Below are 17,274 nucleotides of genomic sequence, written 5' to 3'. Positions count from 1 at the left end.
TGCTCCGTTACTGCGAGGGACTCGATACTGCACGGTCACCGCCCACCACGCGATAGAAGGTTTCGCCCTCTTTCACCATGCCAAGCTCGTTACGCGCCCGCTCTTCAATCGCTTCGGTACCACTCTTAAGATCGATAATTTCTTCTTTAAGCACTTGGTTACGCTCATTGAGTTTTGCATTACCATCTTGCTGAGCCGCAATCTGTTTTTGCAGAACAAAGTATTCGGGCAGACTGTTATCGCCCGACCACAGCCGATATTGCAGTAAACCGAGTAGCACTATGAGTGCAATGACAAAAAATTTCATGGAGGAATTAGCGTCAATGTCTTGGATTAAAAAAAGATACTGCAGATAGTACAACAAAAAAGGCCACCAAGTGGTGGCCTTTTTACATCGGTCGGCTAAATTACGCCTGACCTTTGATTTCCTTCAAACCGCGATACGGTGCTTTTTCACCTAATTGCTCTTCGATACGTAGCAATTGGTTGTATTTAGCCACACGGTCAGAACGGCACAGTGAACCGGTCTTGATTTGGCCAGCCGCAGTACCTACCGCTAAATCAGCGATAGTAGCGTCTTCAGTTTCACCGCTACGGTGTGAAATCACCGCAGTGTAACCCGCCGCTTTTGCCATACGGATAGCCGCTAAGGTTTCAGTTAATGAACCGATTTGGTTGAACTTGATCAGGATTGAGTTTGCAATGCCGTTCTCGATACCACGGGTTAAAATCTTAGTGTTGGTTACGAATAAATCGTCGCCCACTAATTGGATCTTGTCGCCCATGATCTTAGTTTGGTATGCCCAACCATCCCAATCTGACTCGTCCAGACCGTCTTCGATAGAGACAATTGGATATTGTTCAGTCAGTGACTTCAGGAAGTCAGAGAAACCGTTTGAATCGAATACTTTGCCTTCGCCAGACAGGTTATATTTACCGTCTTTGTAGAACTCAGAAGCCGCACAGTCTAATGCCAGAGTCACGTCAGTACCCAGCTTGTAACCCGCTAATTCAACGGCTTCTTTGATTACCGCTAATGCATCGGCGTTAGAAGACAGGTTAGGAGCGAAACCACCTTCGTCACCCACAGAAGTGCTTAAACCTTTACCGTGCAGTACTTTTTTCAGGGTGTGGAAAATCTCAGCGCCCATACGTAAAGCTTCGCGGAAGTTTTTCGCGCCAACAGGTTGCACCATGAACTCTTGGATATCAACGTTGTTATCCGCGTGCTCGCCACCGTTGAGGATGTTCATCATCGGTACAGGCATAGCGTATTGGCCAGGTGTGCCGTTTAATTCCGCAATGTGAGCGTATAAAGGCATGCCTTTAAATGCCGCAGCCGCTTTAGCCGCCGCTAAGGACACAGCGAGAATCGCGTTAGCGCCTAACTTGTCTTTGTTTTCAGTGCCGTCTAAGTCGATCATGATTTGATCAAGTTCGGCTTGGGCAGTCGCATCTTTACCGATTAACGCAGCACGGATAGGACCGTTTACGTTAGCCACAGCAGTTAATACACCTTTACCTAAGTAACGGCTCTTGTCGCCATCACGCAGTTCTAGTGCTTCGCGGCTACCGGTAGAAGCACCAGATGGCGCAGCCGCCATACCGATAAAACCACCTTCTAAATGCACTTCGGCTTCAACTGTTGGGTTACCACGAGAATCCATAATCTCGCGACCAATCACGTTAATAATCTTAGCCATATTACCCTCGATTTAAGTTTAAAAGAGAAAAGAAAAAACCAATACCAATGGGAATTAACAGATGTAGAGTACGACCAAAATCTTTAAATTCCGTTTACTATTTCCGTCTAGACGCATGTCGTTTATACACATGGGTATGAGTTTTGACTCATGTTTACGCGGCCTGAGTGTAACAAAAGGCCGGGCCCACTGTCGCGGGTCCGGCCTTAAAATTTATTTCTTCAGATCACGTTTTTGATGTGCACTCGCGGCAGCAACGAAACCTTCGAACAATGGATGACCATCGCGTGGGGTCGAAGTAAATTCTGGGTGGAATTGACCCGCTACAAACCAAGGATGATCTTTGAGCTCAATCATCTCAACCAGTTTACGGTCAGAAGATAAACCACTAAATACCAGACCCGCTTGTTCTAAACGTTCTCTGTACTTGTTGTTCACTTCGTAACGGTGACGGTGACGCTCAACACAAGTGTTACCTTTGTACGCTTGCGCCGCTTTTGAGCCTTCCAACAGGTGACATAACTGCGCACCTAAACGCATAGTGCCACCTAAATCAGAGGCTTCATGGCGTTGTTCAACATTACCTTCTTCGTCAACCCATTCAGTGATTAAGCCAACCACTGGGAATGGCGTTGCTTTATTGAATTCGGTTGAGTGAGCATCGGCCATGCCTGCAACGTTACGGGCAAATTCAATCAGTGCCACTTGCATACCTAAACAGATACCGAAGTATGGCAGGTTGTTTTCACGGGCAAATTTAGCCGCCTGAATCTTACCTTCCACACCGCGCTCACCGAAGCCCCCTGGGACTAAGATACCGTCTAAACCTTGTAAGACTTCATCGCCTTTGGCTTCAACGGTTTGTGAGTCGATATACTTGATGGTAACTGATACGCGATTTTTCAGACCTGCGTGTTTTAACGCTTCGTTGACTGATTTATAGGCGTCTGGCAGTTCGATGTATTTACCCACCATACCAATCACGACTTCGCCGTTTGGATTGGCTTCTTGGTAAATGACGTTTTCCCACTCAGACAAGTCAGCTTCGCGGCATTCTAAGCCAAAACGCTTAACGACTAAGTCATCTAAGCCCTGTGAGCGCAGCAGCGCTGGGATCTTGTAGATGCTGTCGACGTCTTTTAATGAAATAACTGCACGTTCTTCAACGTTACAGAATAGCGAAATCTTCGCACGCTCGTTGGCAGGAATCGCACGGTCGCCACGGCAGATCAATACGTCTGGTGCAATACCGATAGAACGCAACTCTTTTACAGAGTGTTGAGTCGGTTTCGTTTTCACTTCGCCCGCAGCGCCTAAGAATGGCACTAAGGTTAAATGCATAAACAGGGTACGATCCCGGCCCAGTTCAACGCCTAATTGGCGAATAGACTCAAGGAATGGCAGTGATTCGATATCACCCACAGTACCGCCGATTTCAACGATAGCCACATCGTGACCTTCGCCACCAGCTAATACTTTTTCTTTGATCGCGTTAGTGATGTGCGGGATCACCTGAATTGTCGCGCCTAAATAGTCACCTCGACGTTCTTTACGTAATACTTCTTCGTAAATACGGCCTGTGGTGAAGTTGTTGCGACGATTCATCTTAGTGCGGATGAAACGCTCATAGTGGCCTAGGTCGAGGTCTGTTTCTGCGCCGTCCTCAGTCACAAACACTTCACCATGTTGCGTTGGGCTCATGGTACCTGGATCAACGTTAATGTATGGGTCCAGTTTCATGATGGTTACATTGAGACCACGGGCCTCTAAAATTGCGGCTAATGAAGCGGCTGCAATGCCTTTACCTAGTGATGAAACCACACCACCAGTAACGAAGATATACCTTGTAGTCATGCTGAACCTGAGAAAATGAGTTTGAAAATACGTGCTTGTAAGAAAGCACTAGGACGGGGCAGTAGTATACCAAAGGTGTTGCCATTCGACAAACACCAATCCGGATAATTTGCCCTTTATCTTGGCTCGCCCTGTTTAACCTTATCCCAGTAGGCATCTAACTCTTCTAAGCTATGTTCTTCTAATGCTTTATTATTTTGCCTTGCAAATGCCTCAACACCTTTAAAACGGCGTTCAAATTTAACATTGGCTTGGCGCAGCGCTTGTTCTGGGTCCACCTTTAAATGACGCGCCAAATTCACCACTGCAAATAATAAGTCACCCATTTCGGCCTGAACTTTGGCTTGGTCGAGCGTTGGCTGGTTCACCTCCGCCAGCACTTCCTCAATTTCCTCATGGATTTTTGCCACAACTGGCTCAAGCTCAGGCCAATCGAACCCAACGCGCGCGACCCGCTGTTGAATTTTGATAGAACGGGATAACGCTGGCTGTGCGCGCGGAATATCATCCAGCACAGAAACCTCGCTTGGTGACGTCACCCCAGCCGCTAATGCCTTTTGCTCACGCTCGCTGGCTTTGATTGCTTCCCAATTGGCCTTCATTTGCTGACTACTAGCATCGGCCTCAAACGTGGCTTCGCCAAACACATGGGGATGACGGCGGGTGAGTTTGTCGGTGATTTTATTGACGACAGTGCTGAAATCGAACCTGCCCTGCTCTTTACCTAGCTGGCAATAAAATACCACTTGGAATAATAAATCCCCCAGCTCATCAGGTAATTCATCTAAGGCTAAACGTTCAATCGTATCGGCCACCTCATAGGCCTCTTCGAGGGTAAAAGGCACTATGGTTTGAAAGGTCTGCGCCTTATCCCAAGGACAACCCGTTTGCGGATCGCGTAGCTTCTCCATAATCTTCAGTAACGGCGCAACATCGGTTGCTGAAACTGCTGCGGGAAGCTTGTTTGGTGATGGCACTTTTGAAGAGAGTTCTTTTGTGGATAGCTCTGTTGCTGAAAGCTCAGTAGTAGAAGGCGTGGTATGGGAAGTCATGCAGATATCCTTTCAAAAGAGTCGACACAGACTAATACGCAGAATGAGCACAAAGGAATACACTCAAGCAGAGTCGCGTCGCAACTAACACAGTAATCATGGCAATAAAGCGCCAATGATAAAGTAGCCAAGCTCAAAGTGCTATTTTGAGTCTGGTATTAGGTTTTAATGAAGAGGATATGCCCCATTGTGCGTTGGCAAATTGGCATCTAGCTAACTCCAACAGAAGAACATTGACCCAATTTAAGTAATGCTACAGAGTTTTAGCCTGATCCTTTATCACCTCCTAACCAATGAAAAAATATGGTACGAGTGTTATTCTAAATGCAGTGATTTAAAGTCAATAATTAATCAATCGTTAGCATAACACAATAAGAAAGCTAAAATGATATCAAGTAATTACCCATCAAACCGTATAAAAAACTTCTATCGCAAAAAAGCAAATCCCTATAGCATCATTTGTACCAATTGACATGGATGTGGCAGCGGCCAAGTCCAGCAAGCGATTTATGTGCAGCAAACAGCACAGCGTATAAATACTAAGACGTGATGCATCGGAGGCATCTGCATGAGAACAAAGCCAAATGGTCATATATGGATGGCAGCTGAACAATTTTTTAATGCTGCAGAGCACATTTGGAATGATGACACCGCTGAACTTGAACGTTACGTGTACCCGCTGATAGTAAATTACGCCTTCAGTTGTGAGCTAAGCCTAAAAGCATCAGAGGGCTTAGTTAAATTTTCAGAAGTCACGCCCGACGGACTCCTGAAGGCTGTAAATACTGAGTCAGCCGTTCGAGGTCACGACTTGTACGCAATCTTTACGCAGTTAAAGCCAGAAACCCAGAGCGCGGTTGAGACGAATTTTCTCACATCAACAGGAACTCCACTTATCCCATTACTAAAGAAATACTCGAAGTACTTTTCTCATGGTCGCTATTCATTCGAGCAATTTGGTGGCTCATATTATCTATCTGGGGAACAAAACATGGACACCCAACCTTAATAGCGAGGTAGCTAACCTCCGACTATGCTTTGGTTAAGCATTGAACAAGGAGGTTTATATGCCGCGCCCTCGCAGAACTCAGATAAGTCTTGAAGACACGCCCTATTACCATTGCTGTAGCCGCGTGGTGCGGCGGGCATTTTTATGTGGTGATGACAGTTACTCGGGTAAAAATTATGACCATCGTCGAGGTTGGGTAGAATCGCTAATGTTTGAACTTGAAGCTGTTTTTGCTATTGATATCGCAGCCTTTGCCGTGATGTCTAATCATCTGCATCTGGTGTTGCGAGTCGATATCGAGACGGCAAATCGTTGGACTGACCGCGAAGTGCTTGAGCAGTGGCATAAGTTGTTTAAAGGCGATGAGTTAACGCAAAAATTCGCTAAAGGTGAGTTAGTCGAAGCCCATCAGGTCAACCGATTAAAGCACTCAATCGCCCTTTATCGTAGTCGTTTGTGTGATATCTCATGGTTTATGCGCTGCCTTAACGAACCAATAGCAAGGCAAGCAAATCAAGAGGATAACTGTACAGGTCGTTTCTGGGAGGGGCGATTTAAATCGCAAGCCCTACTCGATGAAGCTGCGGTATTAGCCTGTATGACCTATGTTGATTTGAATCCGATTCGAGCGCAACTTGCTGATACACTAGAACAATCCGACCATACCAGTATCCAACTACGTATTCGGGCCGCATTAAAAGGTGAGCAGCCGAGTAATCTATTACCGTTTATTGGTAACGAGTGTGACAACCAACCCAATGGCATTGCGTTTTCCTTAACCGATTACCTTCAATTGGTGGAAGATACAGGCCGAATCATTCGCAATGATAAACGTGGAAGCATTAGTGAAAATAGTGGTAAGTTACTGACCAGATTAAATATCCCCCATGACAATTGGCTCAAATTGACTACCGAGTTTGGTAAGCTATTTCATGGTCCAGTAGGCACATTACAAGAACTGACTCATTACTGCGAACACTTAGAAAAGCGACGACGGCACTTTGTCGCAAGCTGCCAGCACTTTTACAGTGACTGACAACTGCTTATATCCCTTCGACAACAATCATTGCCTAAAACTTCCCAAGCACTATGGGATGACTTACCTCGTCTGAAATACACTATTTTTGAAGGAATTAGCTCAATTTATTACCTCAGATGCTATCCCTGTGACTTTTGATGGTTCTTTTTTGAACAATATTAACTTTTACAAGTTGTAGGTAAACGGAAAGTGCATTATGTTGTTGATTCAAAATGGGTGGCTCGATCTATTTGGTTGCGGGAAGCTTATTTGGTGATGGCACTTTTGAAGAGGGTTCTTTGGTTGATAGCTCTGTTGCTGAAAGCTCAGTAGTAGAAGGCGTGGTATGGGAAGTCATGCAGATATCCTTTCAAGAAAGAGAGTCGACACAGGTGCAGGATGCGTAAACAGGAATACACTCAAGCTGAGTCACAACTAAGGCCGTAATAAGGGCAATAAAACGCTAATAATAAAGTAGCCAAGCTCAAAGTGCTATTTTGAGTCTGATATTAGGTTTTAATGAAGAGGATATGCCCCAAAGCTTGCTACGGCTAGAAGGCTAGCTCTTGCTTAGTCTGATAGTTTGAGATACATAAAGTAATGAATACCAAAAAGTATGACCTGCCCATGAGAGATTTTAAAAATCGTTACAGTGAATCAAACTTGCCTAGTCTGGTTCATGAGCATTCCCCCCATTACGCGCCTTCGCCCATTAGCTTGTCTTATTGAAAAATAATATTTAAAATCAAATAATTACTAGAGATATGGATTAGTTAATTGGTTTTGAAAACGTGCATTCGCGTTTTCCCAGATGGTATATTTAATCGGAAGCTGATAAGTTCATTACAATACAGATAGTTAACTGTGTTGGTCCAACAACGTTAACCATTATCGCGCATGCGCACAGATAAAATGTTAGAAGAAAAATGAATATTAGAACATTCCTACTAGGTTTGATAATTGCCAATTCATATGCATATGGGGCAGATATGAGAGATATCCCTGGGAAAAAAATAACACTTGATTCCTTAAACGAAATGTTCCAGAACATAAAAAATGAAACATCATGGAATATATCTGGCCCCATGCTCTGGGGGTATTTCTTTACACATCACGAGCCACAGAAATTAGAGCAAGCAGCCGAAGAATTAATAAAACAAGGATATAAATACGTAGATATATACTTGTCTGATAAAGATGATCCTAATGAGCCAGATATCTATTGGTTACATGTAGAAAAGGTTGAAATTCATTCACCTAAGACACTAGATAAAAGAAACGATGAACTATACATCTTTGCAAATAAGTATGCTTTGGATAGCTACGATGGAATGGATGTTGGACCTATGAAGCAATAGTGCATCTAATATAAGTTGCCCAACCGTCTGCTATAGCTCACTTGGCCTCGTTGCGGCTCTTACTATTTTGCAAAAGATAAATCCATAGATATTTTAATCCGAATTTAACGAGTTAGAGTTATTGAGATAACTCATTTATATCCCAAAGTGAGCTCATGAATCACTCTACACCAGACTGATTCACGCGAGCCGCTAAAATCCCTACCATGCCCCTGTTATCCGTATTTAGACTGGAGATATTGAGTGTTGGTTGGTTTGTTGCCAAACGAAGCATTGCTATTAGAAGAGCTAATCCAAATCAGGCTAAGAAGGGGGAATAATCTAGCAAGCTTTTGTCCCAAAACGAGACAAGTACCTTCTTTCAAACCGACAGATTACGCCAATACTAAAAAGGTGAGCCATGGAGATTAGCGAGACGACCGTCCGCCCCATGGACGGGGCGGTCGAGCATCCAAGGACGGACTTGCTGCGCGTCGGGGAGCAAGTGCCATGGCTCATCCATCAATCTTCCGCAGCTTTCAATTGACCAAATAAGTGATTTAGCCGTATAGGTATTAGCACTCCTATTTTAACGCTTTTACCCTACAAACTCCCAAATACAAAAAAGCGGTAGTGCTTTATGCCCTACCGCCTTTTACAACCGATAACCATTGGAGTCGAGAATTACAATCTGCGCGCTTCTATCACGCTATCGACTTGGGAGAGCTTAGATAACACCCGCGATAAGCCATCGAGGTTGTATAGCTCTAATTCCAGCTCGATGGCTGCCGTCTGATTCTTAATATCCGATGACGAGCTCATGGCGAGCACATTGGATTTTTCGGCGGCAAGTACTGAGGTGAGATCCCGCAATAATCCGCTGCGATCATGGGCCAAGACGCGCAGGCGCATGCGATAACCACCTGAATAGTTCTCGCCCCAAACCACATCGACGCCACGTTCTGGATGAACGCGCATTAACTCTTTCACCTGCTCACAGTCGGAGCGATGCACCGAAATACCACGCCCTTTGGTGATAAAGCCTAAAATCTCATCCCCAGGCACGGGCTGGCAGCAACGGGCGATATGGCTGAGTAAGTTACCCACGCCATTCACTTCCACCTGCCCACGGCTGTTGGTGCCAGATTTAGGTTGGCTCTTCTTAACTAATTCTTCTACCGCATCTTCTTCGCTAGCCTCATCGAGGCGCAACTTACTTTGGATATGGTTAACGACTTGATGTAACCGCACATCACCGCCGCCAATTGCCGCAAGCAAATCGTCCATACTCGCCATATTAAAACGCTCAACGGCGATGGCGGCATCTTTGATTTTAAGGCTGACTCGCGCCAGCTCGGCTTCGAGCATTTCTTTACCGGCGATAATGTTTTTATCGCGGTCTTGCTGCTTAAACCAATGCTGAATTTTCGAGCGCGCCCGCGATGTGCGGATATAACCTAAGTTTGGATTAAGCCAATCGCGCTTAGGATTGGGGTGTTTCGAGGTGATGATCTCAATGCGCTCACCCGTTTCAACCTGATAGGTAAACGGCACAATGCGGCCATCAACCTTAGCGCCGATGCACTTATGGCCGACCTGCGAGTGAATATAGTAGGCAAAGTCGAGCACGGTTGAGCCGAGTGGTAAATCGACCACTTCACCGCTTGGGGTAAACACATAGACTCGGTCTTCAAACACTTGGCTGCGGACTTCTTCGACCAAGTTGCCGCTTTCGACCACGTCTTCCTGCCATTGCAGAATTTTACGCAGCCAATTGATTTTTTCTTCGTAACCGCTTTGCTTACCGGAGTGATTACCCTCTTTGTATTTCCAGTGCGCGGCAACCCCAAGCTCTGCATCTTCATGCATATCTTGGGTACGAATTTGAATTTCAACGGTTTTACCCTCAGGCCCCACCACAACCGTATGGATGGATTGATAACCGTTAGGTTTAGGGTTGGCCACGTAGTCGTCGAACTCGCGTGGAATATGATGCCAAAGAGTGTGCACTACGCCTAAGGCGCCATAACAGTCCTGCAAACGCTCTGTGACAATCCGCACGGCGCGCACGTCAAACAACTCATCAAACTTGAGGTGTTTGCCCTTCATCTTGCGCCAGATGCTGTAGATATGTTTTGGACGACCATACACCTTAGCGCGGATATGATCCTCATCGAGGCGCTGCTGCAACTGTTCAACAAATTTTTCGATATAGACTTCGCGGTCTAACCGTTTACCATCAAGCTGTTTGGCAATGTCCTTGTAGGTATCTGGATGCAGATAACGGAAGGAAATATCTTCTAATTCCCACTTTAACTGACCAATCCCCAAACGGTTAGCGAGCGGCGCATAGATATCGGCAATTTCGCGGGCCAGCAAGACGCGGGTTTCTTCGTCGGCATTTTTCACGGCGCGCAGCAAACAAACACGCTCGGCCAGTTTTATCACCACGGCGCGCACGTCTTCGACCATCGCCAGCAACATGCGGCGGATATTGTCGATTTGCGGCTCGGTTGAGCGGCTATTGGGATTGATTTTTAACGCGCCAATGGCATCCATGGTCACCACGCTGGCGACTAACCGCGCCAGCGGCTCACCAAACTTTTCTTTGATCGCTTCTTCGTCTAATAAACCGGCATCAAACACCACAAACAGGATGGCCGCTTGCAGCGTCTCAATGTCCATATTCAGCGGCGCGAGGATTTCAATCATCTCGCGGGCACGTTCAAGCAGTTCTCTTTTCGCGGCAGGACTCTTAGCGGGTAAAGCATCGACCTGCTCAATCAGGGCGAGTAAGGTTTGCGCCTCCTCGACATGACTAACATAGCGAGCCACCCACTCTTCAAGATGAAAATCGGGATCATTAAAGTGCGCTTCGCGAACAGAGACCATCTAATTTATTTCCTTATTCGTGCTCAGAGAAAAGTGGCACCACCTCGGCACTCCTATCTTCAGCATTGGCACGGACTTGTCAAACCCAACGAGACGAAACTTCACATTTTTTACGTTATTCAAACGCTTTGCTTACTTTACACTCGAATAACGCGGGCAAATGAGAAAACCTTGCCCGACATACAAGCCTTATTTTGCAAGCTCAAACAACGCCATGGCTTCGATATGATGTGTCTGCGGGAACATATCGATTAAGCCTAACTTTTGTAACTTGTAGCCACGCTCGAGTAACACCGCACTGTCGCGGGCTAAGCTCGCCGGATTACAAGACACATACACCACTCGGCGGGGCTTCATCTTCTTAAGCCATTGCAAACTCTCAAATGCACCCGCGCGCGCAGGATCGAGTAGCAATTTATCAATCTTGCCCATCCAAGGCTCGCAGGATAAATCGGCACTTAAGTCGCCATGGTAAAAGGTTAAATTGCTTAAGCCATTTGCCGCCGCGTTTTCACGGGCTTGGCTGACCATTTCTGGTACCCCTTCAACCCCAATCACTTCGGCGCCCAGTTTAGCTAAAGGCAAACTGAAGTTCCCCATACCGCAGAAGAGATCGAGAATACGCTCACCCGGCTGCGGTGCTAACCAGTCTAACGCCTGCGCCACCATGGCCTTGTTAATTTGCGCATTGACTTGCACAAAGTTGCCAGGGGTAAAGGTTAAGCTCACAGGCGTTGCATCGGCTTTATCATCGAGCAGCTGATAGACGGGCAATAACAGCGAGCCATTCACCCCATGGAACTCACCGTCGTTGTCTTGCAAACAAATATGGATTTGATGCTGCTCGGCAAACTGCGCAAGCTTTACCATGTCCTTATCGTTTAAGGATTTAGTGATTCGAATTACCGCAAAATGACCATTGTCGGCGTCAATCAATTCTAAGTGCCCAAGACTCGATTTGGCCGCAAGTTGATTAAGTAACTTAGCAAACGGGGCGATTAAATCCGCTAAGGGCTTCGCCAAGACTAAACAGCTATCAATAGGCACCACTTGGTTGCTGCTCGATGCACGAAACCCAAGGCTTAACTGCTTGGTATTTTTATCAAATAACGTTGCAAGTCGGGCGCGGCGGCGATAGTGCCAACCTTCGCCCGTCAATGCGGGCACTGAGTTGCCTTCGGCGCCGGCAAATTTGGCCATAATATCAATCAAGGCCGCCGACTTATGCTCACGCTGCCCCGTTAATGACATATGCTGCAAATCACAGCCACCACAGCTTTGGTAGTGTGGACATAGCGGCGTGACTCGCTCAGCGCTTGGCGTCTCGACTTTAATCAGCTTGGCTCGGGCATAGTTTTTCTTTTGTTCGGTCAGCTGCGCCTGCACGATTTCACTGGGCAAAGCGCCGGGGATAAATACGACTTTTCCCTGATGTTGTGCTATACCTGCCCCAAGGTGATCGAGCTGTTGCACGCTAAAGGATTGCTTCGCGGACAATTGCTTGGAACTATTTGGTTTTGCTTTAAAAAATTGTGCCATTTCGGCCTCTAAATCAATAAAAAACTGGTCAAGACCGCCCTTTTTCTGGCAGTCTTATAAAATTATATCGTCCCTAGAACTTAGGAAACTGCGCTGCGGCTATGAACCCTGTCAACAACATGACCAAATACAGCTTACGTTCCTGGGTTCTGGTGCTTGCGCTTGCGCCGACGATCTTAGTCGGTATTCTGCTGGGCAGCTACTTTACCATAAATCGCTTCTATGAACTCGAAGATACGCTGATTGAACAGGGCAGTAATATTATCGAGCCTTTAGCGATTGCCAGCGAAGTGGGACTGGTCGGTAATGATAGGGAAGCAACGAAAAGACTCCTTGCCGCAGCCCAACTCAATAAATCCACGCTGGTTAAATCGATTGCGATTTTTGATATCCATAATCAACTCTTTGTTACATCGCACTACCATAAAGATTTCGAGATCATGCGCTACAAAGAGGCGCTAACCAATCTTCACAAAACCGAAATTGAACATGTAGGCGACAGCCTTATTCTACGCACACCGATCTTTGCCACCGCTCAGCCTACGGGTGGCGAGCCTGCAAATTTTGATATCCAAACCGATAATGGCGAGTTACTCGGCTATATTTCGGTCATTATCAATAAAGAACGCGCCTTGCTAGAGCAACACAGAGCCGCCGTGGCCGCCTTTATTATCGTGTTGATTGGGGTGCAATTGAACCTGTTGTTTACCTTTCGTCTGGTTAAAAACGTCACCCAGCCGATTACCGAAATGGTGCGGGTGGTCGCCAAAATCCGTGAGGGTAAACTGGATGCGCGGCTCGAAGGCAATCTTATCGGCGAGCTGGATCTGCTAAAACGCGGCATTAATGCCATGGCAGGATCGTTATCGGAATACCACGATGAGATGCAGCAAAATATCGATCAGGCGACATCGGATCTGCGGGAAACCTTAGAACAAATTGAGATCCAAAACGTCGAGCTCGATTTAGCCAAAAAACGCGCGTTAGAAGCTAGCCGCATTAAGTCAGAGTTTTTGGCGAATATGTCCCATGAACTGCGAACACCGCTTAATGGTGTGATTGGTTTTGCGCGCCAACTCGTTAAAACCCCATTGCACTCAAGCCAAGTCGATTACATTAATACCATTGAGCGCAGCGCGACTAACCTACTGGCGATTATCAACGATATCCTCGACTTCTCGAAACTTGAAGCCGGTAAAATGGTGTTAGAAAACATGCCATTTGGTTTAAGGGAAACCCTAGGTGAGACAATCACTTTAATCTCCGGCAGTGCGCAGGCCAAAGGGCTGGAATTGGTCGTCGATATTGCGCCCAACGTCCCCGACAACGTTAATGGCGATGCCATGCGTGTGTGCCAAATTATCAATAACTTAGTGGGCAATGCTATCAAGTTTACCGACTCAGGCAGCGTACTGGTTAAATTAGAATTACAAGCGCAGACCGATGAACAAGTGGTACTGCGCTGTGATGTTATCGATACCGGGATTGGGATTGATGAAAGTCAGCAAGACTTCCTGTTCCAAGCCTTTGGTCAAGCGGACTCCTCGATTTCCCGCCGCTTTGGCGGAACAGGGCTTGGATTAGTCATCACCAAACGCCTCGTCAACCAAATGGGCGGGCAAATTGGCTTTACCTCGTCAGTGGATAAAGGCTCGAACTTCTGGTTTACGCTGCCTTTGGGCCTTGGTCAATTCCAAATTGGTGATTCACTACCGCTTGAAAAACTGAAAGATAAAACCGTGCTCTTTTATGAGCCCAGAGTGCTCACCCATTCAGTGATTAGTCGCCAACTAACACAGTGGGATACTAAGGTCACTCATCATCAACATATTCCTAGTTTGCAGACAACCCTATCAACGACTGAGCATCCGTTTGATTATGTGTTATTAAGTTGCCATGGATTTAGCAATCCCAATCAATTGGTGAGTACGTTAAATCTAGCCAAGACAAAAACAGATTGTTTAGTCGTGCTATTCGACTGCCAAGAGCAAGACATGTTAAGTCAGTTTATTCGCCCCAATGCTGACGTGGTATTGTCTCTGCCAGTAAGCGAGCACCAACTGGCGCGTAATATGCTCTATCCACCAATGGAATATGACCTATTACCACTCGCAAGTATTACAGTTCCAGCGGCGCGCCAATCGCTTACCGTATTAGCGGTGGACGATAACTTCGCCAATTTAAAACTGATTGATACACTGCTTAACGAGCTAGTCACTACCGTTATCGCCGTCAATAGCGGTGAAGAAGCGGTAAAACAGGCGAAGACTCGCACTTTTGATCTTATCTTTATGGATATCCAGATGCCGGGCACCGATGGCATCAGTGCAACCAAGCAAATTCGCCAAGGGTCGATGAACCGCAATACGCCGATTATTGCCGTGACCGCCCATGCCATTGCCGAGGAACGTGAGCTAATTTTAGGTAGTGGCATGGATGGTTATTTGCCCAAACCCATAGATGAAGCCGCACTTAAAGCAGAGATTAACCGCTGGATTACTCGGCCCAAATTCACTCACTTTGATTTACATACCCTCAACTGGGATCTTTGCTTAACCCAAGCTAACCATAAGTCTGACCTAGCATTAGATATGCTACGCATGTTATTGGAATCGTTACCTCAAACGGTCTCGGCGATAGAGACGGCACTGAGTCAAAACGATCAAACCACGATGCTCAGCACTATCCATAAACTTCATGGCGCCAGTTGCTATTGCGGAGTGCCTACCACACAGCGATTATGCCAAGAGATTGAATCGGCATTGAAACGTGATGCCCGTGTCGAAGATCTCGAACCGGAAATACTAGAGTTACTTGATGAGCTAACTAAGGTAGAATCGGCGGCAAAACAAGTGCTATCACAGCTATCAGCGGAAATAACAGATGACCAAAAAAACGGGCTTCTTTAAGCGTTTAAAAGCGCTAGAACTACCACAGAAAAAACTCTTTGCCATTGCCCTTTGCCAACGAATGTTGCCTAACTATCAACTGTTTTCAGAGGTTTGTGAGTTTGGTGATCCTGCGGTATTAAGCACTGTGCTCGAGCTTCTTTGGCAATCCCAGTACGACAATAAGCTGAAATTCAACATCGATGTGCATCTGCAACGCTTAGAAGATAACACCCCAGATCCTGTCGATTTTGATAGCTATGGCGTATACCCAGCAATGGATGCCGTGGTTGCACTTTCCACTTTGCTTGGGGCGATTCAAACCAACCTTGAGGAAGATATAACCAATATCAGCAAGTTATCCTCAAGCACTGTGGCGAACTATATCGAGACTATCAGCGATGTAGAGTTAACCGATGATGCCTTAGATGACTACGTCTTCGCCCATGAAGTGATGGAAGAAGAGCGCGCGCTGCAAAATACCCTGCTGGAAATTATCGAAGAAAACCCTAAGATCACTGCCGAATTAGTGAAGGGGTTACGCAAAGAGATTATCGAAGCGGGTGTATCGAATATCGGGATCAGCGTCGCGTAATAAACCCGTTTAAGGTCTAGGGTTTATCTCTTCAGTTGCCTTGAAAATCCGGCGATGTTACCTAACATTTTTACTGCTTAGGTAGCATCAGCGACGGGTTTGAATCACCGGAGAATAGAGTTAACTCTATAACCCATTCAATATGAAAAAAATTGTTTATCAAGGTTTTATTTTAACCAATAGCGAAGGCCTTACCGATACCTGGAAACTCACCATAGGCGGTCAAAACCGTATTGGTTCTCTATTTGAATTACGCCGTTTAGTGAATTATTACCGTGAGCTTGGGATTGTGCCCGCCACCCGCGCGAGCCTGCAAGATGCTAAGCAAACGCAAAACTCCATGAGCCAAAATACTTTAAAACCCCGTAAACGTTAATCTTAAGCCATTGAAAAAAGTTCAGGCGCTTTGGATTGCATAAACTCGATAAACACCTTCACTTTCAGCGGTTGCTGACTACGCTGGTGATAAAGAATCGAAATTCTACGTTGTTCGCCAATCCATTCCGGTAAGAGCACTTTTAAACGCCCTTCTTTAATCTGTTGTTTTACGAATAATTCTGGCCCATACAGAATACCACCATGATCTAAGGTCGCCTGAATCGCGCCATGGAGATCCGTGAGCGTGAGTTTTGTTGGGCCATTAAAATAGAAAGACTCGCCATTAGGATGCTTTAAATGCCAATTAAATAGCGGCCAAACTTTGATCAACTGATGGTTTTCAAGATCATCGGGATGGATCAATTCAGGGGCATGGGCTAAATATTCCGGCGTCGCAAACAAACGATAATCAAGCTCACCTAAAGTACTCGACACCCAAGAGGAATCAGGCTGTGCACCACCGACAATCGCGACATCAATCCCTTTATCAATTAAATCCACTAACTCATTGCTTTGGGAAATGTGTAAACGAATATCGGGATATAAACGGCCAAACTCGTTTAATGCGTGAATAAAGATAATTGAAATAATTGAGATTGGCGCAGCTATCCGCAATGTGCCTTCAGGTTTATCGCTGCCAATGCCACTGAGTTCATCGAACTGCGCAATCACACTCTGATATCGCTGAAATAACGCTAAACCTTCCTCGGTTAATCGCAGCTTGCGGGTACTTCGCATAAACAATTGCTTATCGAGCTTTTCTTCAAGCTTGGCCAGCTTACGGCTCACAGTAGCGATAGGCATATCGAGCACTTTCGCGGCTTGAGAAAAACTGCCCGCATTCACCAAATGCACAAACAGATAAATTAACTGCAGCTCAGCGCCAACATCATCAGCCATGTTCAATCCCATCGTTTAGCGTGAGTGCCGCTCACAGATATAAGGCACTAACTCATTGTGTTTTAAACGTAGAATTATTCATTTCTACGACCATAGCGCAATAGCTTCC

14 protein-coding genes are annotated in these 17,274 nt (G+C 46.0%); 7 read left to right on the top strand and 7 right to left on the bottom strand.

Going from position 1 to position 17,274, the window contains the following annotated elements; genetic code table 11:
- Window positions 1-7 precede the first annotated feature (7 nt).
- The 4 genes from ftsB to mazG all read right to left on the bottom strand — a co-directional run bounded on the left by ftsB (window position 8) and on the right by mazG (window position 4,609).
- The gene (gene ftsB, locus JM642_RS05670) at window positions 8-307 is read right to left on the bottom strand and encodes a cell division protein FtsB (protein WP_086023979.1); all 300 of its coding nucleotides are present in this window, start codon (window positions 305-307) and stop codon (window positions 8-10) included.
- Window positions 308-407: 100 nt separating this feature from the next.
- Complete coding sequence (gene eno, locus JM642_RS05665; RefSeq protein ID WP_037421154.1) at window positions 408-1,703, bottom strand: phosphopyruvate hydratase; 1,296 nt, start codon at window positions 1,701-1,703, stop codon at window positions 408-410.
- Window positions 1,704-1,916: 213 nt separating this feature from the next.
- Complete coding sequence (locus JM642_RS05660; protein ID WP_037421150.1) at window positions 1,917-3,557, bottom strand: CTP synthase; 1,641 nt, start codon at window positions 3,555-3,557, stop codon at window positions 1,917-1,919.
- Window positions 3,558-3,673: 116 nt separating this feature from the next.
- A complete protein-coding gene (gene mazG / locus JM642_RS05655) occupies window positions 3,674-4,609 on the bottom strand; it encodes a nucleoside triphosphate pyrophosphohydrolase (RefSeq protein ID WP_140906926.1) in 936 nt (311 codons plus the stop codon).
- 568 nt (window positions 4,610-5,177) lie between these two features.
- Between mazG and JM642_RS05650 the strand changes: the two genes are divergently transcribed.
- From JM642_RS05650 to JM642_RS05635, 4 genes are all read left to right on the top strand, one after another.
- Window positions 5,178-5,618 carry a hypothetical protein gene (locus JM642_RS05650; RefSeq protein WP_088586868.1) on the top strand — a complete coding sequence of 147 codons (441 nt, stop codon included), beginning with the start codon at window positions 5,178-5,180 and terminating at the stop codon, window positions 5,616-5,618.
- A 58-nt stretch (window positions 5,619-5,676) separates the two neighbouring features.
- The gene (locus JM642_RS05645) at window positions 5,677-6,654 is read left to right on the top strand and encodes a transposase (RefSeq protein WP_088586145.1); all 978 of its coding nucleotides are present in this window, start codon (window positions 5,677-5,679) and stop codon (window positions 6,652-6,654) included.
- 215 nt (window positions 6,655-6,869) lie between these two features.
- Window positions 6,870-7,043, top strand: a complete 174-nt coding sequence (locus JM642_RS05640; RefSeq protein ID WP_203433105.1) for a hypothetical protein — start codon at window positions 6,870-6,872, stop codon at window positions 7,041-7,043.
- A gap of 519 nt (window positions 7,044-7,562) precedes the next feature.
- Window positions 7,563-7,994: a ribonuclease E inhibitor RraB gene (locus JM642_RS05635; protein ID WP_229777861.1), complete on the top strand. Its 432-nt coding sequence runs from the start codon at window positions 7,563-7,565 to the stop codon at window positions 7,992-7,994.
- A gap of 663 nt (window positions 7,995-8,657) precedes the next feature.
- Here JM642_RS05635 and relA read toward each other — a convergent pair.
- Both relA and rlmD read right to left on the bottom strand, forming a co-directional pair.
- Window positions 8,658-10,865 (bottom strand): GTP diphosphokinase, encoded by a 2,208-nt coding sequence (relA, locus tag JM642_RS05630; protein ID WP_144344788.1) that lies wholly within the window; start codon window positions 10,863-10,865, stop codon window positions 8,658-8,660.
- A 189-nt stretch (window positions 10,866-11,054) separates the two neighbouring features.
- The gene (gene rlmD / locus JM642_RS05625) at window positions 11,055-12,404 is read right to left on the bottom strand and encodes a 23S rRNA (uracil(1939)-C(5))-methyltransferase RlmD (protein WP_203433103.1); all 1,350 of its coding nucleotides are present in this window, start codon (window positions 12,402-12,404) and stop codon (window positions 11,055-11,057) included.
- Window positions 12,405-12,505: 101 nt separating this feature from the next.
- Between rlmD and barA the strand changes: the two genes are divergently transcribed.
- The 3 genes from barA to JM642_RS05610 all read left to right on the top strand — a co-directional run bounded on the left by barA (window position 12,506) and on the right by JM642_RS05610 (window position 16,263).
- A complete protein-coding gene (barA, locus tag JM642_RS05620; RefSeq protein WP_203433101.1) occupies window positions 12,506-15,313 on the top strand; it encodes a two-component sensor histidine kinase BarA in 2,808 nt (935 codons plus the stop codon).
- The gene (locus JM642_RS05615; protein WP_144344791.1) at window positions 15,288-15,887 is read left to right on the top strand and encodes a YjaG family protein; all 600 of its coding nucleotides are present in this window, start codon (window positions 15,288-15,290) and stop codon (window positions 15,885-15,887) included. The genes barA and JM642_RS05615 overlap by 26 nt, the downstream gene beginning before the upstream one ends.
- A 142-nt stretch (window positions 15,888-16,029) precedes the next feature.
- A complete protein-coding gene (locus JM642_RS05610; protein WP_037421131.1) occupies window positions 16,030-16,263 on the top strand; it encodes a DUF3319 domain-containing protein in 234 nt (77 codons plus the stop codon).
- 2 nt (window positions 16,264-16,265) lie between these two features.
- Here JM642_RS05610 and lldR read toward each other — a convergent pair whose 3' ends face one another.
- Complete coding sequence (gene lldR, locus JM642_RS05605; protein ID WP_088586863.1) at window positions 16,266-17,165, bottom strand: LysR family transcriptional regulator LldR; 900 nt, start codon at window positions 17,163-17,165, stop codon at window positions 16,266-16,268.
- Between the last annotated feature and the right edge of the window lie 109 nt (window positions 17,166-17,274).

Origin of the sequence: Shewanella sp. LZH-2, assembly GCF_016859145.1 — a bacterium.
Classification (GTDB): domain Bacteria; phylum Pseudomonadota; class Gammaproteobacteria; order Enterobacterales; family Shewanellaceae; genus Shewanella; species Shewanella xiamenensis.
Note: the sequence above shows the minus strand (reverse complement) of the source record. Positions and strands in the feature narration are given on the sequence as shown.